Origin of the sequence: Pseudomonas sp. PDM09 (assembly GCF_014852305.1) — a bacterium.
Lineage (GTDB): Bacteria > Pseudomonadota > Gammaproteobacteria > Pseudomonadales > Pseudomonadaceae > Aquipseudomonas.
The window spans coordinates 55,831-78,890 of record NZ_JACVBI010000004.1; the positions used below are offsets into that span (position 1 = coordinate 55,831).

A 23,060-nucleotide genomic window follows, 5' to 3' on the forward strand; every position below is an offset into this window, starting at 1 on the left:
TGTTAGTTTTTATTCTGAATATTCAGGGGCTTTTTTTAAGCAAGTTTTTTCTTGACGGTGACTGACATTAAGAAGTCGCGCGCTGCAGGTTTCGGAGCCGCTTCGCGGCCCAACGGGAGCAAGCTCCCTTGCCACATGAGGACGTCATTGGCACTGCGCTATCGTTCTTCGCGAGCAAGCCCTGCGTTGATCACCGTCGTACACAAAATCTGGCTCCGCTGAAGATCCAGTGTGTGCGAGCCTGCTCGCGAAGGCGTCTTCATCTGCACCACATCCCTCAATGCCCCTTCCATAGTTCATTTCCTCCGAATTACCCTTTGGCACCCACCCTCTATCGCGTAAAGCGCCATCCAGATCCAATCCGGCCTTCGTCCATCTGATAACCGAAGCACCACCCTCGGCTATACTCCCCCGCAATTCGAACCGCACCGAGGACTGACTGTGAAGAACTGGACGTTGCGCCAACGCATTTTGGCGAGCTTTGCGGTGATTATCGCGATCATGCTTTTGATGGTTGTGGTGTCCTTTTCTCGGCTGATGAAGATCGAAGTCAGCGAAGAAAAGGTTCGCACCGACTCGGTGCCGGGGGTGTATTTCAGTTCGATGATGCGCGGTGCCTGGGTCGACAGTTATAACCTGACCCAGCAGATTGTCGGTCTTTCCGGAAATCGCGCACTGACCGCTGCCGACCAGGCCATGTACAAGAGCTTCGAAGAGCGCTTGAGCGAGCAAATGGCCTACTACCGCAAGACCATTTTTCAACCGGACGATCGGGCCATTTTCGACGAATTCGAAGTTCGTCATCAGGTCTTCAATCAAGAAATGAGCAACGTCCTCGACCTCTATCAGCGCAAAGAGTACGAGCAAGCGCGCATTGCCCTGGAGCAAAAGCTGACACCGGCCTGGATCAACGGGCGTAAGCAGTTGAACAGCCTCATCGAGCGCAATCACAATGCAGCTGAAGAAGCCACGCTGGCCATCGGCGAAGCGGTGACCGCCGCCAAAATCAGTATGGGCGTCTCTTTGCTGGTGGCGATCATCGTCGCCGGCCTCTGTGGCCTGCTGCTGATGCGCGCGATCATGGCACCAATGAATCGCATCGTGGATATCCTCGAAGTCATGCGCACCGGCGATCTCAGCAGCCGCCTGGATCTTGATCGCAAGGACGAGTTCGGCGCAGTGGAAACCGGCTTCAACGACATGATGACCGAGCTCACTTCGCTGGTGTCCCAGGCGCAGCGCTCCTCGGTGCAGGTCACCACGTCGGTCACGGAAATCGCCGCGACATCCAAGCAGCAGCAGGCCACGGCCACCGAAACCGCTGCCACCACCACCGAAATCGGCGCGACATCGCGGGAAATTGCCGCCACTTCGCGGGATCTGGTACGCACCATGACCGAAGTCTCCACCGCCGCTGATCAGGCGTCGGTGCTGGCCGGTTCCGGTCAGCAAGGCCTGGCGCGCATGGAAGACACCATGCACTCGGTGATGGGCGCGGCCGATCTGGTCAACGCCAAACTGGCGATCCTTAACGAGAAGGCCGGCAACATCAATCAGGTGGTGGTGACGATCGTCAAAGTCGCCGACCAGACCAACCTGTTGTCCCTGAATGCCGCGATCGAAGCCGAGAAGGCCGGTGAATATGGTCGCGGGTTTTCCGTGGTCGCTACCGAAGTACGGCGCCTGGCAGACCAGACTGCGGTGGCCACTTACGACATCGAGCAGATGGTGCGCGAGATTCAGTCGGCGGTGTCGGCCGGGGTCATGGGCATGGACAAGTTTTCCGAAGAAGTGCGCCGTGGCATGTCCGAGGTGCAGTCGGTGGGCGAGCAGTTGTCGCAGATCATCCATCAGGTTCAGGCACTGGCACCACGGGTGTTGATGGTCAACGAAGGCATGCAGGCCCAGGCCACCGGCGCCGAGCAGATCAACCACGCGTTGGTGCAGTTGGGCGATGCCAGCAGCCAGACTGTCGAGTCTTTGCGTCAGGCCAGTTTCGCCATTGATGAATTGAGCCAGGTGGCCGTGGGGCTGCGTGGCGGCGTTTCGCGATTCAAAGTCTGATGAGCGAGCTCGCGGTCAAGCGCGGCGCGGTGATGCCGGTGAAACAGTCGTTGTTTCTGGTGTTCCGCATCGGCAACGAGCGTTACGCCTTGCAGGCCATCGAGGTGGCCGAAGTGCTGCCGCAGCTGCCGTTGAAACCGATTCCCCAGGCACCGGACTGGGTGGCGGGGGTGTTTGCCTGTCGCGGCGCGGTGGTGCCGGTGATCGACCTCAGCGCCCTGACGTTCGGCCAACCGGCCCAGGCTCGCAACAGTACGCGGCTGGTGCTGGTGCACTATCGGCCGGATGAGGCGACGCCTGCGCAATTGCTCGGGCTGATTCTGGAACAGGCCACCGACACGTTGCGCTGCAACCCGGCGGACTTTCAGCCTTATGGCCTGGACAATCGCCAGGCGCCGTACCTGGGGCCAGTGCGCGAAGATGCCCAGGGTTTACTGCAATGGGTGCGGGTTGCCGATTTGCTGGACGAACAGGTCCGCGCCTTGTTGTTTCCCTCGCCGCCGCTGGACCTGGCGCAGTTTGAGGAGCAGGGATGAGCAGCGATCAACGGTTTTTCGATTTTCTCAAAGAACGTATTGGCCTCGATGTGGGCTCGGTCGGCCCGGCGATCATCGAACGCGCGGTGCGCCAGCGCATCACGGCGGCCCGGGCGCTGACGGCCGATGAGTATTGGCACACTCTGCTGGGCTCGCGCGACGAACAGCAGGCGCTGATCGAAGCGGTGATCGTCCCCGAGACCTGGTTTTTCCGTTACCCGGAATCCTTCGCCACGCTGGCGAAACTGGCGGCCAAGCGGCTGGCGGCGATCAATAACATGCGCGCCCTGCGGATTCTCAGTCTGCCGTGTTCCACCGGCGAAGAGCCGTATTCCATTGCCATGGCATTGCTCGATGCCGGGCTGGCGCCGCACCAGTTCAAGGTCGACGGCATGGATGTCAGCCCGCTGTCGGTGGAGAAGGCCAGGCTCGCGCTGTATGGCAAGAATTCGTTTCGTGGCCAGGACATTGACTTCCGCGAGCGGCATTTCACGGCTGAAAACGACAACTATCGCCTCAGTGGGCGCGTGATTGAGCAGGTGCGTTTGCAGGTCGGCAATCTGCTGGATCCGGCCTTGCTGGCCAATGAGCCACCTTATGACTTCGTGTTCTGCCGCAATTTGCTGATCTATTTCGATCAGTCGACCCAGCAGCAAGTGTTCGAAGTGCTCAAGCGCCTGACCCACGTCGACGGCGTGCTGTTTATCGGTCCGGCGGAGGGCAGTCTGCTGGGTCGTTTCGGCATGCGCTCGATCGGCATCCCGCAGTCGTTTGCCTTCAGTCGTCAAAGTGCGCAAGAGCCGCTCGCGACCTTCGTGCCGACGCCGCTGCCGGTGCAACAACCGGTGCGCAGCGTGACACCGCCGCCAGTGCGCAGTCGGCCTTTCGCAACGGTGGTGCCGATGCCTCAGGTCGCCGCCACCCCTTCGGCCACTACCCCTTCAGACGCCACTACGCTGCTGGCGAACATTGCCGCGCTGGCCAATGAAGGCAAAAGCGCGGAGGCCCGCGCCGCGTGCGACAGTTTTTTGCGCAGTCACGAGCCGGTGGCGCAGGTGTTCTATTGGCTGGGGCTGCTCAGCGATGTCGCCGGCCGCGCTCTCGAGGCCCAGGGCTTTTATCGCAAGGCGTTGTACCTCGAGCCGCAACACCCCGACGCGTTGATGCACCTGGCCGCCTTGCTGCAATCCCAAGGCGACACGGCGGGAGCCCAACGATTGCAGGCCCGCGCCGCCCGCAGCGAGCGCGCCGCAGACAGTGAGCGTAAACGATGAACGCCGCCGATTCCTTGAGCGTCATCCATGAAAATGCCCAGGCCATCGACGACTGCTGGAACCGCATCGGTATCCACGGCGACAAGTCCTGCCCATTGCTGAGCGAGCACATTCATTGTCGCAACTGCGCGGTGTATTCGGTCGCCGCCACGCGCTTGCTCGATCGCTATGCCTTGCAGCAGGACGACCGTGAGCAAGTCACCACGGTGGCCGGAAGCGATGTGAAAACCCGCTCGCTGCTGATGTTTCGCCTCGGCGAAGAATGGTTGGGCCTGGCCACTCGCAGCCTGGTCGAAGTGGCGCCGTTGCAAGCGATTCACTCCTTGCCGCACCAGCGCTCCGGGGCGTTGCTCGGCGTGGCGAATGTGCGCGGTGCCTTGGTGGCGTGCCTGTCGCTGGTGGAGTTGCTGGGGCTCGATGCCACCAGTGGCGTGGCGTCCGGCGCGCGGGTGATGCCGCGGATGCTGATCATCGCCGCCCACGGCGGACCGGTGGTGGTACCGGTGGATGAGGTGGACGGGATTCACGCCATCGACGAGCGCATTCTCGAGGCGGCGTCCCAATCCGGCACCCAGGCCAGCGCCAGATACACCCGTGGCGTCTTGCAATTCAAAGGTCGCAGCCTGCGTTGGCTGGATGAAGAACAGCTGCTATCCGCCGTGACCCGGAGCCTCACATGACCCCCGAGCAAATGCGTGACGCCTCTTTGCTGGAACTGTTCAGCCTCGAAGCCGAGGCCCAGACCCTGGTGCTGAGCGCAGGTCTTTTGGCGCTTGAGCGCGATCCGACCCAGGCCGATTACCTCGAATCGTGCATGCGTGCGGCCCATTCGCTCAAGGGCGCGGCGCGGATTGTCGGTGTCGATGCCGGGGTCAGCGTTGCCCATGTGATGGAAGATTACCTGGTCAGTGCCCAGGAAGGCCGCCTGTACCTGCGGCCCGAACACATTGATGCACTGTTGCAAGGCACCGATCTGCTGATGCGGATTGCGACGCCGGGCAACGCTCCGGCGCCAGCGGATATCGACGCTTACGTCGTCTTGATGGGACGGTTGCTTGATCACATGGCGGCCACTGCGCCCATCGCGCCGCCGATGGCAGAGCTTCAGATGCAACCGCCGACGCCCAAGGTTGAGCCGCCCATGCCGGCCACCGCCGAAGCCTCCCCGGCAGCGCCCACCGAGCCAGCGCCCACGACTAAACGCACAACCGAAAGTGGCGAACGCGTATTGCGCGTCACGGCCGAGCGCTTGAACAGCCTGCTCGACCTGTCGAGTAAATCCCTGGTGGAAACCCAGCGGCTCAAGCCGCATCTGGCCACCATGCAGCGCCTCAGACGCATGCAGAGCAACGGCCTGCGGGCGCTGGAAAACCTCAACGTCCATCTCAAGGACCATGCCTTGAGTCTCGAAGCCCAGGAAGCCTTGGGCGATGCCCGTCGATTGTGGGCCGAGTCTCAGCAATTGCTGGTGGAAAAAAACGCCGAGCTGGACGAGTTCGCCTGGCACGCCAGCCAGCGTGCGCAGGTGTTGTACGACACGGCGCTGGCCTGTCGCATGCGGCCATTCGCCGACGTGCTGAGCGGGCAAGTGCGCATGGTCCGTGATCTCGGCCGCGACCTTGGAAAACAGGTGCGGCTGGAGATTGAGGGCGACAAGACTCAAGTCGATCGCGACGTTCTGGAAAAGCTCGAAGCGCCGCTGACGCACCTGCTGCGCAATGCGGTGGATCACGGCATCGAAACCCGGGAACAACGACTATTGGCCGGCAAACCGGAAGAAGGCGTGATCCGTTTGCGAGCGTCCCATCAGGCCGGTCTGCTGGTGTTGGAACTCAGCGATGACGGCAACGGCGTCGACCTGGAAAAGCTTCGGCGCAACATCGTCGAGCGGCAGTTATCGCCAGCCGAAACCGCCGCCCAGTTGAGCGAAGAAGAGCTGCTGACGTTCCTGTTTCTGCCGGGTTTCAGTCTGCGCGATGCGGTCACCGAAGTTTCCGGGCGCGGCGTCGGGCTGGATGCGGTTCAGCACATGGTTCGCCAGTTGCGCGGTGCCGTGGTGCTGGAGCAGACAGCGGGTGAGGGCAGTCGCTTTCATCTGGAAGTGCCGCTGACGCTGTCGGTGGTGCGCAGCCTGGTGGTGGAAGTCGGTGATGAGGCGTATGCCTTCCCGCTGGCGCACATCGAGCGCATGTGCGACCTGGCGCCGGAAGATATCGTGCAGGTCGAAGGCCGGCAGCACTTCTGGTACGAAGGCCGGCATGTCGGGCTGGTCGCCGCCAGTCAGCTGTTGCATCGCCCGGCGAGCCAGAACAACGCGCAAACCCTCAAAGTCGTGGTCATCCGCGAGCGCGAGGCGATCTACGGGGTAGCAGTCGAGCGCTTTATCGGCGAGCGCACATTGGTGGTGCTGCCGCTGGATGAGCGCCTGGGCAAGGTGCAGGACATTTCCGCCGGGGCCTTGCTCGACGACGGCTCGGTGGTGCTGATCGTCGACGTCGAAGACATGCTGCGTTCGGTGGACAAACTGCTCAATACCGGGCGTCTGGAGCGCATTGCCCGGCACGCCAATCAGGTTGTCGAAGCGGCGCGTAAACGGATTCTGGTGGTGGACGACTCGCTGACCGTTCGTGAGTTGCAGCGCAAATTGCTGCTCAATCGCGGCTATGACGTCGCTGTGGCGGTGGACGGTATGGATGGCTGGAACGCCCTGCGTTCAGAGGACTTCGATCTGTTGATCACCGACATCGACATGCCGCGCATGGATGGCATCGAGCTGGTGTCTTTGGTACGCCGCGACAACCGTCTGCAATCCCTGCCGGTGATGGTGGTGTCCTACAAGGACCGCGAAGAAGACCGTCGCCGTGGACTGGACGCCGGAGCCGACTATTATCTAGCCAAAGCGAGTTTTCATGATGACGCTTTGCTGGATGCAGTGGTTGAGCTCATTGGAGGCGCGCGGGCATGAAAATCGCTATCGTCAACGACATGCCCATGGCGGTAGAGGCCTTGCGCCGCGCTTTGGCGTTCGAACCGGCGCACGAGGTGATCTGGGTCGCCGGCAATGGGGCCGAGGCAGTGCAACGTTGCACTGAATACACCCCGGATCTGATCCTGATGGATTTGATCATGCCGTTGATGGACGGTGTGGAAGCGACCCGGCGGATCATGGCCGAGACCCCGTGCGCGATTGTCATTGTCACTGTCGACCGCGAGCAGAACGTGCACCGGGTGTTCGAAGCCATGGGCTACGGCGCGCTGGATGTGGTCGATACCCCGGCTATCGGCGGCGGCAATCCTCAGGAAGCCGCCGCACCGCTGCTGCGCAAGATCATGAACATTGGCTGGCTGATTGGTGACCACAGCAATCGGGTGCGATCGGCACCGAGCCAGCACCGCCACTCGTCTTCGCGCCAGCATTTGGTGGCCATCGGTTCATCCGCCGGCGGGCCGGCGGCGCTGGAAGTGCTGCTCAAGGGCCTGCCACGAGATTTTTCGGCGGCCATCGTGCTGGTCCAGCATGTGGATCAGGTGTTCGCCGCCGGCATGGCCGAATGGCTTGCCAGCGCCAGTGGCCTGAACGTGCGCCTGGCCCTGGAAGGCGAACGGCCGCAAAGCGGCGTGGTCTTGTTGGCCGGCACCAACCATCACATTCGATTGCTGAAAAACGGCACACTCGCCTACACCGCCGAACCGGTCAACGAGATCTATCGGCCGTCGATCGATGTGTTTTTCGAAAGTGTGGCCAGTTACTGGAGCGGTGACGCTGTGGGTGTTCTGCTGACCGGTATGGGGCGTGACGGCGCGCAAGGGCTTAAACTCATGCGCCAGCAGGGTTACCTGACCATCGCTCAGGACCAACAAAGCAGTGCGGTGTATGGCATGCCGAAGGCGGCCGCGGCCATTAACGCGGCTGTGGAAGTTCGTCCACTGGACAAGATAGCGCCACGATTGCTGGAGATCTTCTCAAAATGACTATTATTAGCAGCAATCGTGGCCAAGGCAGTACTCAGGTGACCGCACATGAATGAATTACAGCTCGACGACTTCAAAACCGATGAAAACGCCGCCATGGTGTTGTTGGTGGACGATCAGGCGATGATCGGCGAGGCAGTGCGGCGTGGTTTGTCGAACGAAGAAAACATCGACTTCCATTTCTGTGCCGACCCGCACCAGGCCATCGCCCAGGCGATTCGCATCAAGCCGACCGTAATCCTTCAGGACCTGGTCATGCCCGGCCTCGACGGCCTGAGCCTGGTGCGCGAATACCGTAATCACCCGGCGACCAAGGACATTCCGATCATTGTCCTGTCGACCAAGGAAGACCCGCTGATCAAGAGCGCGGCGTTTGCCGCCGGTGCCAACGATTACCTGGTCAAACTGCCGGACAACATCGAACTGGTGGCGCGTATCCGCTATCACTCGCGCTCCTACATGACCCTGCTGCAACGTGATGCGGCGTACCGCGCGCTGCGGGTCAGCCAGCAGCAGTTGCTCGACACCAACCTGGTGCTGCAACGCCTGATGAACTCCGACGGCCTGACCGGGCTGTCGAACCGCCGGCATTTCGACGAATACCTGGAGCTGGAGTGGCGGCGTTCGCTGCGGGACCAGACTCAATTGTCGCTACTGATGATCGATGTCGACTACTTCAAGTCCTTCAACGACAGCTTTGGCCACCTCGAAGGCGATGAGGCCTTGCGCAAAGTCGCCACGGCGATTCGCGACGCCAGCTCCAGACCTTCGGACTTGCCGGCCCGTTACGGCGGCGAAGAGTTCGTGCTGGTCCTGCCCAACACCTCGCCGGGCGGTGCGCGAATGGTGGCGGAAAAACTGCGCCAGACCGTGGCCGGGTTGAAAATCCCGCACATTTTCCCGAGCGAAGGTTCGAGCCTGACCATCAGCATCGGCCTGTCGACCATGATTCCACAGCCGGGCAGCGATTGCCGGCAATTGATCTCGGCGGCAGACAAGGGGCTGTACCTGGCGAAGAACAATGGGCGTAATCAGGTGGGGATCGAATAACCCACAAATACCTCATTCTGTAGCACCGCAGCACCGTAGCAGCTGTCGAGCCCCGCGAGGCAGCGTTCGGCGGCGCAGCCGTCGTAAAACCATACAGCGCGGTCTTCCAGACAAACCGCGTGCGCAGGACTGGCGAGGACTTCGTCCTCGAACGCGGCCTCGCGGTGCTCGACCGCTGCTACAGGAGTGCCCCGTGGTTTCAGGCAAAACCATTCGCCGCTAAAGCCGCCAGGCGGGCTGCCTTGACAGCTTGATTACGTTATACTCGCCGGCTTTCAAAAGTTCGCCAACGAGTGCTGCCCGCCATGGAAATCAACCCGATCCTTAACAGTATCAAGGACCTGTCCGAGCGCTCCGAAACTATTCGGGGGTATCTTTGACTACGATCAAAAGCATGAGCGTCTGACTGAAGTCAATCGCGAGCTTGAAGATCCGAGTGTCTGGAACAACCCGTCGTACGCTCAGGAACTGGGCCGCGAGCGGTCGCTGCTGGCTCAGATCGTCGAAACCCTCGACGAAATGCACAGCGGTCTGGCCGATGCCAAAGACCTGCTGCTGATGTCCGCCGAAGAAGAAGACCAGGCCGCCGTCGATGACGTCGCTGCCGAAGTCGAGCGCCTGCGCGAATCCCTGGAAAAACTCGAATTCCGTCGCATGTTCAGCGGTGAGATGGACGCCAACAACGCCTACCTGGATATCCAGGCCGGCTCCGGCGGTACCGAGGCTCAGGACTGGGCCAACATCCTGCTGCGCATGTACCTGCGCTGGGCGGATAAACGCGGTTTCGACGCCACCATCATGGAGCTGTCGGCCGGTGAAGTCGCCGGTATCAAAGGCGCTACCGTGCACATCAAGGGCGAATACGCCTTTGGCTGGCTGCGTACCGAAATCGGCGTGCACCGTCTGGTGCGCAAGAGCCCGTTCGACTCCGGCAACCGTCGTCACACCTCGTTCTCGGCCGTGTTCGTGTCGCCGGAAATCGATGACAACATCGAAATCGACATCAACCCGTCGGACTTGCGCATCGACACCTACCGCTCCTCCGGTGCCGGTGGTCAGCACGTAAACACCACCGACTCGGCCGTACGGATTACCCACGTACCGACCAACACCGTGGTCAGCTGCCAGAACGAACGTTCCCAGCATGCGAACAAAGACACCGCGATGAAAATGTTGCGGGCGCGTTTGTATGAGCAGGAAGTGCAGAAGCGCAACGCCGCTTCCCAGGCCCTGGAAGACACCAAGTCGGATATCGGCTGGGGTCACCAGATCCGTTCGTACGTGCTCGATGCCTCGCGGATCAAGGATCTGCGTACCAACATCGAACGCAGCGACTGCGACAAGGTGCTCGACGGCGACATCGACGAATACCTGGTGGCCAGCCTGAAACAAGGCTTGTAAGACATGCATGCAGTGATCAGCTGATTCACCGCGATCCTGTGGGAGCGGGCTTGCCCGCGATCCCTAGCCGAAGGCTGGGGGCAACGAACCTGATGGAATATTTAAAGACATGAGCGACCTACAACTCGACCCGCAAGCCCTGCAACAGGAAGAAAACTCCCTGATCGCCCTGCGCAAGGAAAAGCTTGCTGCCGAGCGCGCCAAGGGCAATGCCTTCCCCAACGACTTCCGCCGCGACAATTACTGCGAAGATTTGCAGAAACAGTACGCGGACAAGACCAAGGAAGAACTGGCAGAGGCTGCAATCCCGGTCAAGGTGGCGGGTCGCATCATGCTCAACCGTGGCTCGTTCATGGTGATCCAGGACATGACCGGTCGCATTCAGGTTTACGTCAACCGTAAAACCTTGTCCGAAGACACCCTGGCCGCGGTGAAAACCTGGGACATGGGCGACATCATTGCCGCCGAAGGTACCCTGGCGCGTTCCGGCAAGGGCGACCTGTACGTCGAAATGACCAGCGTGCGCCTGCTGACCAAATCCCTGCGTCCGCTGCCGGACAAGCATCACGGCCTGACCGACACCGAACAGCGCTACCGTCAGCGTTACGTTGACCTGATCGTCAACGAAGAGGTGCGCCAGACCTTCCGCGTTCGCTCGCAAGTGATTGCGCACATCCGCAGCTTCCTGATGAAGCGTGACTTCCTGGAAGTGGAAACGCCGATGCTGCAAACCATTCCAGGCGGCGCGGCGGCCAAGCCGTTCGAAACTCACCACAACGCGCTGGACATGGAAATGTTCCTGCGTATCGCGCCTGAGCTGTATCTCAAGCGCCTCGTGGTCGGCGGCTTCGAAAAAGTCTTCGAAATCAACCGCAACTTCCGTAACGAAGGCGTTTCGACGCGTCACAACCCTGAATTCACCATGTTGGAGTTCTACCAGGCTTACGCCGACTACGAAGACAACATGGACCTGACCGAAGAGCTGTTCCGCGAACTGGCTCAGCTGGTTCTGGGCAGCACCGACGTGCCTTACGGCGACAAGGTGTTCCACTTCGGCGAGCCGTTCGTGCGTCTGTCGGTGTTCGACTCGATCCTCAAGTACAACCCTGAGCTGACCGCAGACGACCTGACTGACCTCGACAAGGCCCGCGCCATCGCCAAGAAGGCCGGCGCCAAGGTGCTGGGCTTCGAAGGTCTGGGCAAGCTGCAGGTAATGATTTTCGAGGAGCTGGTCGAGCACAAGCTGGAACAGCCGCACTTCATCACCCAGTACCCGTTCGAAGTGTCGCCGCTGGCCCGTCGTAACGACGAGAACCCGAACGTCACCGACCGTTTCGAACTGTTCATCGGTGGCCGTGAAATCGCCAACGCCTACTCCGAGTTGAACGACGCCGAAGACCAGGCCGAGCGTTTCATGGCGCAGGTGGCCGACAAGGACGCCGGCGACGATGAAGCCATGCACTATGATGCCGACTTCGTTCGCGCGCTGGAGTACGGCATGCCGCCAACGGCCGGTGAAGGGATCGGTATCGACCGTCTGGTGATGTTGCTGACCAACTCACCGTCGATCCGCGACGTGATCCTGTTCCCGCACATGCGGCCGCAAGCGTAAGTGTTTCAATTAAAAAGCCGCCTATAACAGGCGGCTTTTTATTGCCTGTCTGGTACAAACGTATCAATTGGTTACTTTTGACGTTTAGAGAGGAATACCTGTCGTGAATCGTGCAATGGCTCAAGAAGGTGCAGCGGATATCGCCACTGCGGTCGCTGAAAGTGTTCAGTACCAGGGCCGCAAGGCCAGCCGACAGGGCAGCGAACAGCGTCGACAGGACATTCTTGACGCGGCGATGCGCATTGTCGTGCGCGATGGCGTGCGGGCCGTACGGCACCGTGCGGTGGCCGCTGAAGCGGGTGTGCCGCTGTCGGCCACGACCTACTATTTCAAGGACATCGATGACCTGCTCACCGATACCTTCGCCCAATATGTGGAACGCAGTGCGGCGTTCATGGCCCGGTTGTGGGCCAGCAACGAAGGCCTGTTGCGCGAGATGGTTGTCAGCGGCGATGGCACCCCCGAGTCCCGCTCACAGCTGGCGGACGATATCGCCCGGCTGATGGCTGACTATGTTCATCGGCAATTGATCAATCGCCGCGAGCACTTGATGGCTGAGCAAGCCTTCCGCCAGGAAGCCTTGCTCAACCCGCGCCTGGCCTTGTTGGTACGCTCCCATCAGCAAATTCTCCTGCAGGGCACCTGCCAGCTTTTCGAAGTATTGGGTTCCCGTGAGCCACAACAGGATGCCAAAGTGTTGACGGCGATTATCGGACGGATGGAATATCAGGGCCTGCTCAACGACGCCGAGCCTGTGGCCGAAGAGGAAATGCTCGGCATCCTCAACCGCTACATGCATTTGGTGCTGGCGTCGGTGTAACCCGGTACTCCGATCGTTCCCACGCTCTGCGTGGGAATGCCGCCCGGGACGCTCCGCGTCCCTTACTGACGTGACGCAGAGCGTCACCGGATGCATTCCCACGCAGAGCGTGGGAACGATCAATGCGCAAAAGTCGTCGTGTATCGATAGGGAGTGTTGAATGAAAGCCTGGCGCGTCATTGTGATCGCCTTGTCGATCCTGCTGCTCAGTGGCTGTCTGGTGACCTTCAAGGAGCCGCTGCCCGCCAGCGAGCCCGCGCCCAAAGGATTGCTCGGCAAGTGGACCAGCACCAATGCCTGGGGCGAGCCGATGAACCTGGAACTGACGCGCATCGGCGACAATCGCTATCAGGCCGTCAGCTACTTCAAGGCCAAGCCCCATGAGCGTGAAGCCTATCCCTTCACCGTGTCGCGCCATGGCAATCGCTGGTACCTGTCGGCGAAGGTGCCGGCGCAGTTCGGCGGGAATTTCACTATCACCGGTTTCGAGCTCAACGATAAGCACGAACTGGTGGTCTACAACCTCGACCTCGAGCAGATCAAACAGGCCATGGGCCAAGAAGCCCTCAGTGGCCAAGGCTTCCGGACCGACGACGGCGACGGGGTGTTGATCAACAATAGCCTGGATCAGGTGTTTGCCTACCTCGATGATCCGGCCAATTCCGATGTTTTCGTCGAAGCGGTGCGCTACCAGCGCCTGGCCAAAGCCAAATAAACCCAGCACGTAACGGTTTTACTACAGGAGTTTCGGGTGGACGAATACCAGCAGACGATACGCATTTTGTCCGATCGCATAGTGCTGGCGCAGACGCCGATTCGCGTTCTGGATGCGGTCAAGTGGGACGACAGCATTCGCAAGGGGTTCTTCAAAGGCAAGGGCAAGGAAATGCCGGCCGTGGACCGCGACTACTACCTCAATCGACCGCTGGCATTTGATTCCAGCAAAGTGAAGCTGGAATTCCAGAACATCGAGCGCGACATCACTCGCCAGCTCGGCCAGTTCAACCCGGTCGGCCAGATCATGCGCCGCATGTGCAAGGAATACCGGATGGTGGTGCGCATGCTTGAAGCGCGCGGCACCGAAGATTTCGGGCTGATTTCCCAGGAATTGTATGGCGCGGCGTCCGATGCGTTTCACGCCGGCGACCCGACCCTGGCCGACCTGGGCCTCATGCTCTCCGATTACCTGAACAACATCGATGGCCGTGGCGACCTCAAGGACGAACCGAAACTTCTCACCGCCAAGGAAGCCGTCGACCTGCTGCAACACCGGCTGAACCGGGTGTTTGGCGAGAACGAAGAAACCATTCGGGTGTTCGAGTCCGACGGGATCGTCGCCGATGCGGCGGCGGGCGCCGACTACATCAAGATCCGCGCCGACGCGATGTTCAACGACCGCGACGTGCGCGCGCTGGAAGTCCACGAAGGGCTGGTGCATGTGGGCACCACGCTCAACGGCCTGAATCAGCCGATCTGCACCTTCCTGTCCAAAGGCCCGCCGTCATCCACCGTGACCCAGGAAGGCCTGGCGATCCTGATGGAAATCATCACCTTCGCCTCCTACCCGAGCCGCCTGCGCAAACTGACCAACCGCACCCGCGCCATTCATATGGTGGAGGAGGGCGCGGACTTCTTGCAGATCTACGATTTCTTCTGTGAGCAAGGCTTCGAAATGGCCGAAAGCTACGGCAACGCCAGCCGGGTTTTCCGCGGCTCGGTGCCGACTGGTCTGCCATTTACCAAAGACTTGTCCTACCTCAAGGGCTTTATCATGGTTTACAACTACATTCAGTTGGCCGTGCGTAAAGGCAAGCTGGAGCAGATACCGCTATTGTTTTGCGGCAAGACCACGCTGGAAGACATGCGGACCTTGCGCCAATTGGTGGACGAAGGCCTGGTGGTGCCGCCCAAGTACCTGCCCGACCAATTCCGCGACATGAACGCGCTGTCGGCCTGGATGTGCTTCTCCAACTTCCTCAACCACCTGAGCCTGGACCGGATCGAAGCGGATTATTCCAATATCCTCTAACCATGATGAGATCCCCTGTGGGAGCGAGCCTGCTCGCGATAGCGGCTTAACATTCAACATCGATGTTGTCTGACACACCGCCATCGCGAGCAGGCTCGCTCCCACAGGGGGTGTGTATTTAAATCCCCCATTTTTCGCGAGGCTTCACCGGATGAGAATCCTCGGCATCTTTTGCCTGCTCCTGGCCCTCGGCGGTTGCGACTCTCTGCTGTTCTACCCCGAGCCCGGCCAGCCGTTCACCCCGGAAAAAGCCAAACTCGAATTCCGCGACGTCACCCTGGTCACCGCTGACGGCCTCAAGCTGCATGGCTGGTGGCTGCCGGCGAAAAAAGGTGTCGAGGTCAAAGGCACGGTGCTGCATCTGCACGGCAACGGCGGCAACCTGGCGTGGCATTTGGGTGGGAGCTGGTGGTTGCCGGAGCAGGGCTATCAGGTGTTGCTGGTGGACTATCGTGGGTACGGTTGGTCCGAAGGTAAACCGGCGTTGCCGGCGATTTATCAGGACATCGATGCCGCGTTCAAATGGCTCGACCAGGCCCCGGAGGTCAAGGGTAAACCGCTGATCCTTCTCGGTCAGAGCCTTGGCGGTTCGATGGCCGTGCATTTCCTGGCCCAACATCCCGAGCGCCAGCGGCAACTCAAGGCTTTCGTACTCGATGGCGTGCCTGCCAGTTACCGTGATGTCGGGCGTTTCGCCTTGAGTACGTCGTGGATGACCTGGCCGTTCCAGGTGCCGTTGTCCTGGTTGGTGCCGGACGGCGACAGCGCGATCCATTCCATGACGCAGCTCAACGGCGTACCGAAACTGATCTATCACAGCATCGATGATCAGCTGGTGCCCCTTTCCAACGGCATCCGACTGTATCAAGCTGCGCCGCCGCCGCGAGTGCTGCAACTGACCCGTGGCGGTCATGTGCAAACCTTCGCCGACCCGGTCTGGCGAAAGGTCATGCTGCGCTACCTCGAAGACCCGCAGCATTTCGACGGCCTGCGCCGCCTGGGTGAGATCCCCAATTACCCGGCACCCCCGAATTCTGAAGATGAACTACCAGAGAGTCCGCAATGAGTGAAGAACGTAACGCCATCCCGCTGATCATCACCGGTATTTGCAGCATCCTCGGCACCGTTGGCGCCCTGTGGTGGTACGGCTACCTGCACTTCGCCAAACCCGAAGATGCGCTGCTGCTCAGCGACTTCACCATGCTCAAGACCGTGCCGGGCGAAGACTACAAGGTCTCCCTGGAACCGGCCCCACAAGTGGCCCAGTGCATCGATGGCGTGCTGGTGCTGTTCGACACCGAACAGAAAGGCCTGACCGGCGTGCTGATCAACAACAAGAAAAAGGCCGTGCGCTGCATGGGCGAGGAAACGCCGCAAAAACTCGAACAGTAACCCGGTCGTACACAAGTACTGCGTTCACCGAAGATCCAATGTGGGAGCGGGCTTGCTCGCGAAAGCGGTATAACATTCAACATCTCTGTTGTTTGACCGACCGCTTTCGCGAGCAAGCCCGCTCCCACAGGTTCAGTGATCGTCAAATAGAAAAGCCCCGCCTGATCAATTCAGGCGGGGCTTTTAAGTTTCAGCGTGGCCAGCTTACTTGGCGCTGATCGCCGAACGCGGTACGACAGGCTGGTTGTCGTTGGAAATGGTTACTTCCACCCGACGGTTCATTGCACGGCCCGAGACGCTGGAGTTCTCCGCAACCGGGTATTCCTTGCCATAACCCTGGGCCACGATGCGCGCAGGATCGACACCCATCTTGATCAGGGCCACTTGCACCGAGGTCGCACGACGCTCGGACAGCGACTGGTTGTACGACGCCGCGCCGGTGCTGTCGGTGTAACCCTCGACAATCACTTTGCGGTCCGGGTTTTCCTGAAGGAACTGCGCCAGTTTGTTGATATTCACCAAACCGTTGGACTTCAGGTCCGCCTTGTTGGTGGCAAACAGCACATCACCAAACGTCACCAGCGTGCCGCGATCGGTCTGTTTGGCGTTCAGACTGTCCTGCAGCTGTTTGATCTGCTGGTCGCGGGCATCCAGACGAGCCTGGGCCCGTTGTGCCGCGGCATTTTTCAGGTTGTTTTCAGCGGTGCGCAGGGCGATGGTCTGCTTGGCCACTTCAACGCGCTGATTGGTCAGGTAAGCCAGTTGGTCGACCTTGGCCTGGTCTTCCCTATCCAGGTAAGCCTTGTCGGCCTTGTCCAGGTATTCGCTGGCGTCTTTGGTTTCCAGCGCTGCGACTTTGCTGGCTTGCGGGTTGGCTTGCAGGCCGGTGTAGTTGGTGCGGGCTTGCTCCAGGTTCGCGTTGGGCGGTGTGGAGCAGGCAGCCAGTGCAACACTTGCGGCCAGGAGGGCGGGGATCATCAATTGTTTGCGCATAATAGTTCGTCCTTTCTATCGATAAGTGTTTCAGGTCTGAAAATCGGGATGGGCGCTTACTGCACGGTGCGCTGACTTTCCTGACGCAGTTCCTGAACACCTTTCTGGGAATCCTTCACAGCTTGTTCGGCTTTCATCGCCTGGGCCTTGCGCTCGGCGACGCGGGCGTCCCACTCGGCTTGCTCGGCCAGCATTCTGGCTTCGTCATACTTCTTGTCGTGCATGGCGATTTCGGCCTGTTTGAGCTTGTCCTGAGCGGCTTTCATTTCCACGGCGGCGAATTCGGTACCACCGGCGCTGACAGCGCTGTTCACGGCGGATTGGGTCACGGCGTATTGCTCGCTCGGCGGGTTACCGGCGCAACCGGCCAGAACGAAGCTGCCGCCGATGGCCAGGGCCGCCAGTTTGAGACCGCGCAGATGGGGGAACGAGGATGATGCGATGCTGGTCTTCATGGTCTTCAACTCCATTGGATAACTCCTGAAAAACATCTGAATCCATCCTGGGCAAGGAGCCGCAACCTTCAATTTCCAGAGCATTTTGAATCGGCCGTCCCAGGCGTGGTTATTGGGTTGACCCAAAGTGTTTTTCAAAAGTTCAGAGAAGATGGCCTATCGCCCGAAAAAACCTGATCGAGAGGACAAGGCTCTAAACCGGTAATTTTAGCGATATGCGACGGTATTCCCGACCGTTTCATGGCCCGGGAACATGCAATTATCGAAGGAATAGCAAGCCAGTGTGGGAGCGGGCTTGCTCGCGAAGAGGCCGTATCAGTTGAAATAAATGTTGGCTGACACGCCGCTTTCGCGAGCAAGCCCGCTCCCACAGATTCGGCGTCAAATTCAGTGTTTCTGCTTGTCGTTATCGCCCGACAAATCATGCAAATGACGCCGGGACAAGGCGAGAAAACGCGGGGTCGGGCCGACATCTTCGTACAGCGGATCACCTTCTTCATCGGTGGCCACCACCGTTGACCCTTTCACATATGGAAAGCTCGCTTCGAGCTCTTCCAGGGCGGCGCCGATCAGCTCGCCGAGCAGTTCTTCGGGGCGCCGCTTGGGGTACATGTCGATAATCGCCGCCAGCCGCGCGGCGGCTTCCACGTCCAGATGAATCGCGTAGCCAGAGTCGGTCAGACGACCCTTGGCGTTTTCTTCCCAATGCTTGGCGAGCTCGCGGATTTTCATGATGACCTCATTGCGCACCTGCTCGTGGCAGGCCGGGTGAGTGTCCGGCGGTGGCCGGTGATACGCCGTTGTACGGCTTATGGTTGAGATTAGCTGCAATGCCCGGTGTTTGAAGTCCTTGGCGTCGTCTGCTTGTAAGAAGCGCTTTACGACGGCACTCTCTTTAACAGAGCTTCTATTTCAACGTCTTTACCAAAGCATAGCCGCCCGGATTTTCGCTGGAGAACTGCTGATGACCGATATTGATGCACGCTTGCGCGAGGACGTTCACCTTTTGGGTGAGCTGTTGGGCAATACCATTCGTGAACAGTACGGGGACGACTTTCTCGACAAGATCGAGCAGATCCGCAAAGGCGCCAAGGCTGACCGTCGCGGTTCGATGGACGCCGAACTCAGCGCCAGCCTCAACCAGTTGAGCGAAGACGAGTTGCTGCCGGTGGCGCGAGCGTTCAATCAGTTCCTCAACCTGGCCAATATCGCCGAGCAATATCAGTTGATTCACCGCCGCGAAGAGTCGCAACCCGCGCCATTCGAGGCCCGGGTGTTGCCGGAATTGCTCGCTCGCCTGCTGACTGCGGGCCATGACCCCGAGTTCCTGGCCCGGCAATTGGGCCGGCTGGAAATCGAGCTGGTATTGACGGCGCACCCCACCGAAGTCGCGCGTCGCACGCTGATCCAGAAGTACGACGCGATCGCCGCGCAACTGGCCGCACAAGACCATCGCGACCTGACTACCGCCGAGCGCGAGCAGATCAAAACGAAGTTGCAGCGCCTGATCGCCGAAGCCTGGCACACCGAAGAAATCCGCCGTACCCGTCCGACACCCGTGGACGAAGCCAAGTGGGGCTTCGCGGTGATCGAGCATTCGCTGTGGCAGGCGATTCCCAACTATTTGCGCAAGGCCGATCAGGCCCTGCATGCCGCCACCGGCCTGCACCTGCCACTGGAAGCCGCACCGATTCGCTTTGCCTCATGGATGGGCGGCGACCGCGACGGCAACCCCAACGTCACCGCCGCCGTAACCCGCGAAGTGTTGCTGCTGGCGCGCTGGATGGCCGCCGATTTGTACCTGCGCGATGTTGATCACCTCGCCGCCGAGTTGTCGATGCAGCAGGCCAGTGACGAGTTGAAAGCCAAGGCCGGCGACAGCGCCGAGCCTTACCGCGCAGTGCTCAAACAACTGCGTGAACGCTTGCGCGCGACCCGTAACTGGGCCCACGCATCCCTGACGGCAAACACGCCAGCGTCGGCCGATGTGCTGCAAAACAACCGCGACCTGCTGGACCCGCTGGAGCTGTGCTACCACTCGCTGCATGAATGCGGCATGGGCGTCATCGCCGATGGTCCGTTGCTCGATTGCCTGCGCCGTGCGGTGACATTCGGGCTGTTTCTGGTGCGCCTTGATGTGCGGCAGGACGCGTCGCGCCACACGGCGGCCATGACCGAAATCACCGATTACCTCGGCCTGGGCCGTTATGAGGACTGGAGCGAAGAGGAGCGCATCGCCTTCCTGATGCGCGAACTGAACAATCGTCGGCCATTGCTGCCGGCATACTTCAAGCCGTCTGCCGACACCGCCGAAGTGCTGGCGACGTGCCGGGAAATCGCCGCGGCACCGGGGGCCTCCCTCGGCTCGTATGTGATTTCCATGGCCGGTGCCGCTTCCGACGTGCTGGCCGTGCAATTGCTGCTCAAAGAATCCAGTGTATTGCGGCCGATGCGCGTGGTGCCGCTGTTCGAAACCCTCGCCGACCTCGATAACGCCGGCCCGGTGATCGAAAAACTGTTGCTGCTGCCGGGCTATCGCTCGCGCCTGCAAGGGCCGCAGGAAGTGATGATCGGTTATTCCGACTCGGCCAAGGACGCCGGCACTACAGCGGCAGCCTGGGCGCAGTATCGGGCGCAGGAGCGTTTGGTCGACATCTGTCGCGAACAGCAAGTGGAGCTGCTGTTGTTCCACGGTCGCGGGGGCACCGTGGGCCGTGGTGGTGGCCCGGCGCACGCGGCGATTCTGTCGCAACCGCCGGGGTCGGTGGCGGGGCGTTTCCGCACCACCGAGCAGGGGGAAATGATTCGTTTCAAATTCGGCCTGCCGGACATCGCCGAGCAAAACCTCAATCTGTACCTGGCGGCGGTGCTGGAGGCGACCTTGTTGCCACCGCCACCCCCTGAGCCTGCCTGGCGCCATTTGATGGACGAATTGGCCGCCGATGGCGTCAAGGCATACCGCGCCGTGGTGCGGGAAAATCCGCAGTTCGTCGAGTATTTCCGCCAGTCCACCCCGGAGCAGGAGTTGGGGCGTTTGCCGTTGGGCAGCCGTCCGGCCAAGCGCCGCGCTGGCGGCATCGAAAGCCTGCGCGCCATTCCGTGGATCTTCGGCTGGACCCAGACGCGCCTGATGTTGCCGGCCTGGCTTGGCTGGGAAGCGGCATTGAGCAAGGCGCTGGAGCGCGGCGAGGGTGAGTTGCTGGGGCAGATGCGCGAGCAGTGGCCATTCTTCCGTACCCGCATCGATATGCTGGAAATGGTGCTGGCCAAGGCCGACGCCGACATCGCCCAGTCTTACGATGAGCGTCTGGTCGAGCCGGATCTGCTCCCTTTGGGTGCGCATTTACGCGACCTATTGTCGCAGGCCTGTGCAGTGGTCCTGGGGTTGACCGGTCAGTCGCAGCTACTGGCACATAGCCCAGCCACCCTTGAATTCATCCGCCTGCGCAACACTTACCTCGACCCGCTGCATCTATTGCAGGCCGAACTGTTGGCACGTTCGCGGCAACAGGATGTGGCCCAAGGCAGCCCGGTAGAACAGGCGTTACTGGTGTCTGTGGCGGGGATTGCCGCCGGTTTGCGAAATACCGGCTAAGGTTTTCGTCGTGGGAACAGGCACCCGGCGCGAGCGTCGAGTGCCTGTTGGCGAGCGCTCGAAAAGGTCTGCCACGCGACAGTTAATGATGGGGTTGCGACTTGGGTTACCCCTTCGCAGGGTCTCGTAAGGGGCGGGTTTCTCCGACTTTCGGCGGCTTGTGTGGGCAGGGCCTGCTGTGTATCTTGATCAGCCTTTGGCCGTTTGGGCGGTCGCGATCCTATTTTTGAGATTGGCCCCAAGAGGCGAATCTGACGTTATCTATATAAAAAATTGAGGAGCACATCTAATGCGCGTCATTCTGCTGGGAGCTCCCGGGGCCGGTAAAGGTACTCAGGCTAAGTTCATCACCGAGAAATTCGGCATTCCGCAAATCTCCACCGGCGACATGCTGCGTGCTGCGGTAAAAGCCGGTACCGAGCTGGGTGTTAAAGCCAAAGGCATCATGGATGCCGGTGGTCTGGTCTCTGACGATTTGATCATCGCCTTGGTCAAGGACCGTATCGCGCAGCCTGACTGTGCCAACGGTTTCCTGTTCGACGGTTTCCCGCGCACCATTCCGCAAGCTGAAGCGCTGGTAGAAGCGGGCGTGGAACTGGACAACGTGGTCGAAATCGCCGTCGATGACGAAGAAATCGTTCAGCGTATCGCCGGTCGTCGCGTTCACGAGGCCAGCGGCCGCGTGTACCACACCGTCTACAACCCGCCGAAAATCGCCGGCAAAGACGACATCACTGGCGAAGAGCTGGCGCAGCGCAAGGACGACACCGAAGAAACCGTGCGTCATCGCCTGTCGGTCTACCACTCCCAGACCAAACCACTGGTGGAGTTCTACCAGGGTCTGGCCTCTGCGCAGGGCAAGCCGAAGTACAGCCACATCGAAGGTGTTGGCTCGGTTGAAGTGATTACCGGCAAGGTGCTTGAAGCACTGAGCTGAAAAGTCTGATCGGCTTCATCTACTACGGCCCGCTTGCGGGCCGTAGTTGTTTATACTGGCGCACTTTTTTTGACTTCTCTTACGGAAACATCGATGAGCACCTTGCTGGCCCTGGACACCGCGACTGAAGCTTGCTCCGTTGCTTTGCTGCATGACGGCAAAGTCACGAGTCATTACGAGGTGATCCCGCGCCTGCATGCGCAGAAGCTGCTGCCGATGATCCAGCAACTGCTGGCCGATGCCGGGACCACGCTGCAAGCGGTCGATGCCATTGCGTTCGGCCGTGGTCCGGGCGCGTTCACCGGTGTGCGGATCGCCATCGGCGTGGTGCAGGGGCTGGCGTTTGCGCTGGATCGCCCGGTGTTGCCGATCTCCAATCTCGCCGTACTCGCCCAGCGGGCTTATCGCGAACATGGCGTTAGCCAGGTCGCGGCGGCCATCGATGCGCGCATGGATGAGGTGTATTGGGGGTGCTACCGCGAAACGGCGGGGGAGATGCGGTTGGTGGGCAACGAAGCAGTACTGCCACCGGAAGCCGCTGCGTTGCCGGCCGATGCCCGCGGCGAGTGGTTCGGCGCGGGCACCGGTTGGGGGTATGCAGAGCGCATTGCCGTCAACCTGAGCGGGCAGGACGCGGGCATGCTGCCCCACGCCGAAGACCTGCTGACCCTGGCGCGCTTTGCCTGGGAGCGCGGTGAAGCGATCGTGGCAGATCAGGCGCAGCCGGTGTATCTGCGCGATAAAGTCGCGACCCCGAAAGCGCGTTAATCCCGGTTGTCCTGTGGCGAGGGAGCTTGCTCCCGTTCGGCTGCGGAGCAGTCGTAGAACCTGACGGCGCGGTGTACCTGACTGCGCTTGGGGGGGCAGCTTCGCAGCCCAGCGGGAGCAAGCTCCCTCGCCACAAAGTGTTCCAACCGCAGCCAATCGTCA

At 60.5% G+C, this 23,060-nt stretch carries 20 protein-coding genes; 17 read left to right on the forward strand and 3 right to left on the reverse strand.

What is annotated here, in order from left to right:
- Window positions 1–441 precede the first annotated feature (441 nt).
- The 14 genes from IB250_RS11505 (at window position 442) to IB250_RS11570 (ending at window position 16,150) form a co-directional block, all read left to right on the forward strand.
- On the forward strand, window positions 442–2,064 hold the full coding sequence (locus IB250_RS11505; RefSeq protein ID WP_192344182.1) for a methyl-accepting chemotaxis protein: 1,623 nt from the start codon (window positions 442–444) through the stop codon (window positions 2,062–2,064).
- Window positions 2,064–2,600, forward strand: coding sequence for a chemotaxis protein CheW (locus tag IB250_RS11510; protein WP_123498087.1), 537 nt, complete (start codon window positions 2,064–2,066; stop codon window positions 2,598–2,600). Before IB250_RS11505 ends, IB250_RS11510 begins: the two co-directional genes overlap by 1 nt.
- Entirely contained in the window at window positions 2,597–3,874 is a 1,278-nt protein-coding gene (locus IB250_RS11515) for a CheR family methyltransferase (RefSeq protein WP_192344183.1), read from the forward strand. The genes IB250_RS11510 and IB250_RS11515 overlap by 4 nt, the downstream gene beginning before the upstream one ends.
- Window positions 3,871–4,554 (forward strand): chemotaxis protein CheW, encoded by a 684-nt coding sequence (locus IB250_RS11520; protein ID WP_192344184.1) that lies wholly within the window; start codon window positions 3,871–3,873, stop codon window positions 4,552–4,554. Before IB250_RS11515 ends, IB250_RS11520 begins: the two co-directional genes overlap by 4 nt.
- Window positions 4,551–6,839, forward strand: a complete 2,289-nt coding sequence (locus IB250_RS11525) for a hybrid sensor histidine kinase/response regulator (protein WP_192344185.1) — start codon at window positions 4,551–4,553, stop codon at window positions 6,837–6,839. Before IB250_RS11520 ends, IB250_RS11525 begins: the two co-directional genes overlap by 4 nt.
- Entirely contained in the window at window positions 6,836–7,846 is a 1,011-nt protein-coding gene (locus tag IB250_RS11530; protein WP_192344186.1) for a chemotaxis response regulator protein-glutamate methylesterase, read from the forward strand. Before IB250_RS11525 ends, IB250_RS11530 begins: the two co-directional genes overlap by 4 nt.
- A 48-nt stretch (window positions 7,847–7,894) precedes the next feature.
- Window positions 7,895–8,896: a response regulator gene (locus IB250_RS11535; protein WP_192344187.1), complete on the forward strand. Its 1,002-nt coding sequence runs from the start codon at window positions 7,895–7,897 to the stop codon at window positions 8,894–8,896.
- Window positions 8,897–9,201: 305 nt separating this feature from the next.
- Window positions 9,202–10,297 (forward strand): peptide chain release factor 2 gene (gene prfB / locus IB250_RS11540; RefSeq protein ID WP_095920368.1). Its coding sequence is split into 2 segments (ribosomal slippage): window positions 9,202–9,273 and window positions 9,275–10,297, totalling 1,095 coding nucleotides; the frame shifts between segments, so codons are not numbered across the junction.
- A 109-nt stretch (window positions 10,298–10,406) separates the two neighbouring features.
- Entirely contained in the window at window positions 10,407–11,909 is a 1,503-nt protein-coding gene (lysS, locus tag IB250_RS11545) for a lysine--tRNA ligase (RefSeq protein WP_192344188.1), read from the forward strand.
- A gap of 103 nt (window positions 11,910–12,012) precedes the next feature.
- On the forward strand, window positions 12,013–12,729 hold the full coding sequence (locus IB250_RS11550; protein WP_185022174.1) for a TetR/AcrR family transcriptional regulator: 717 nt from the start codon (window positions 12,013–12,015) through the stop codon (window positions 12,727–12,729).
- Window positions 12,730–12,889: 160 nt separating this feature from the next.
- Window positions 12,890–13,444 carry a hypothetical protein gene (locus IB250_RS11555; RefSeq protein ID WP_192344189.1) on the forward strand — a complete coding sequence of 185 codons (555 nt, stop codon included), beginning with the start codon at window positions 12,890–12,892 and terminating at the stop codon, window positions 13,442–13,444.
- Window positions 13,445–13,480: 36 nt separating this feature from the next.
- A complete protein-coding gene (locus IB250_RS11560; protein WP_123498105.1) occupies window positions 13,481–14,758 on the forward strand; it encodes a flavohemoglobin expression-modulating QEGLA motif protein in 1,278 nt (425 codons plus the stop codon).
- Between the two features lie 151 nt (window positions 14,759–14,909).
- Window positions 14,910–15,824, forward strand: coding sequence for an alpha/beta hydrolase (locus IB250_RS11565; protein ID WP_192344190.1), 915 nt, complete (start codon window positions 14,910–14,912; stop codon window positions 15,822–15,824).
- Window positions 15,821–16,150, forward strand: a complete 330-nt coding sequence (locus IB250_RS11570; RefSeq protein ID WP_192344191.1) for a hypothetical protein — start codon at window positions 15,821–15,823, stop codon at window positions 16,148–16,150. The genes IB250_RS11565 and IB250_RS11570 overlap by 4 nt, the downstream gene beginning before the upstream one ends.
- A 204-nt stretch (window positions 16,151–16,354) precedes the next feature.
- On the opposite strand, the gene IB250_RS11575 is transcribed toward IB250_RS11570, so the two are convergent.
- The 3 genes from IB250_RS11575 to IB250_RS11585 all read right to left on the reverse strand — a co-directional run bounded on the left by IB250_RS11575 (window position 16,355) and on the right by IB250_RS11585 (window position 18,330).
- On the reverse strand, window positions 16,355–17,143 hold the full coding sequence (locus IB250_RS11575) for an OmpA family protein (protein ID WP_123498112.1): 789 nt from the start codon (window positions 17,141–17,143) through the stop codon (window positions 16,355–16,357).
- A gap of 56 nt (window positions 17,144–17,199) precedes the next feature.
- The gene (locus IB250_RS11580; RefSeq protein ID WP_063342619.1) at window positions 17,200–17,613 is read right to left on the reverse strand and encodes a DUF4398 domain-containing protein; all 414 of its coding nucleotides are present in this window, start codon (window positions 17,611–17,613) and stop codon (window positions 17,200–17,202) included.
- 372 nt (window positions 17,614–17,985) lie between these two features.
- Window positions 17,986–18,330 carry a pilin assembly protein gene (locus tag IB250_RS11585; RefSeq protein WP_192344192.1) on the reverse strand — a complete coding sequence of 115 codons (345 nt, stop codon included), beginning with the start codon at window positions 18,328–18,330 and terminating at the stop codon, window positions 17,986–17,988.
- 232 nt (window positions 18,331–18,562) lie between these two features.
- On the opposite strand from IB250_RS11585, the gene ppc reads away from it, so the two are divergent.
- The 3 genes from ppc to tsaB all read left to right on the forward strand — a co-directional run bounded on the left by ppc (window position 18,563) and on the right by tsaB (window position 22,898).
- Window positions 18,563–21,193 (forward strand): phosphoenolpyruvate carboxylase, encoded by a 2,631-nt coding sequence (gene ppc, locus IB250_RS11590; RefSeq protein WP_192344193.1) that lies wholly within the window; start codon window positions 18,563–18,565, stop codon window positions 21,191–21,193.
- 289 nt (window positions 21,194–21,482) lie between these two features.
- A complete protein-coding gene (adk, locus tag IB250_RS11595; protein WP_192344194.1) occupies window positions 21,483–22,130 on the forward strand; it encodes an adenylate kinase in 648 nt (215 codons plus the stop codon).
- 93 nt (window positions 22,131–22,223) lie between these two features.
- On the forward strand, window positions 22,224–22,898 hold the full coding sequence (tsaB, locus tag IB250_RS11600) for a tRNA (adenosine(37)-N6)-threonylcarbamoyltransferase complex dimerization subunit type 1 TsaB (protein WP_192344195.1): 675 nt from the start codon (window positions 22,224–22,226) through the stop codon (window positions 22,896–22,898).
- Window positions 22,899–23,060 lie beyond the last annotated feature (162 nt).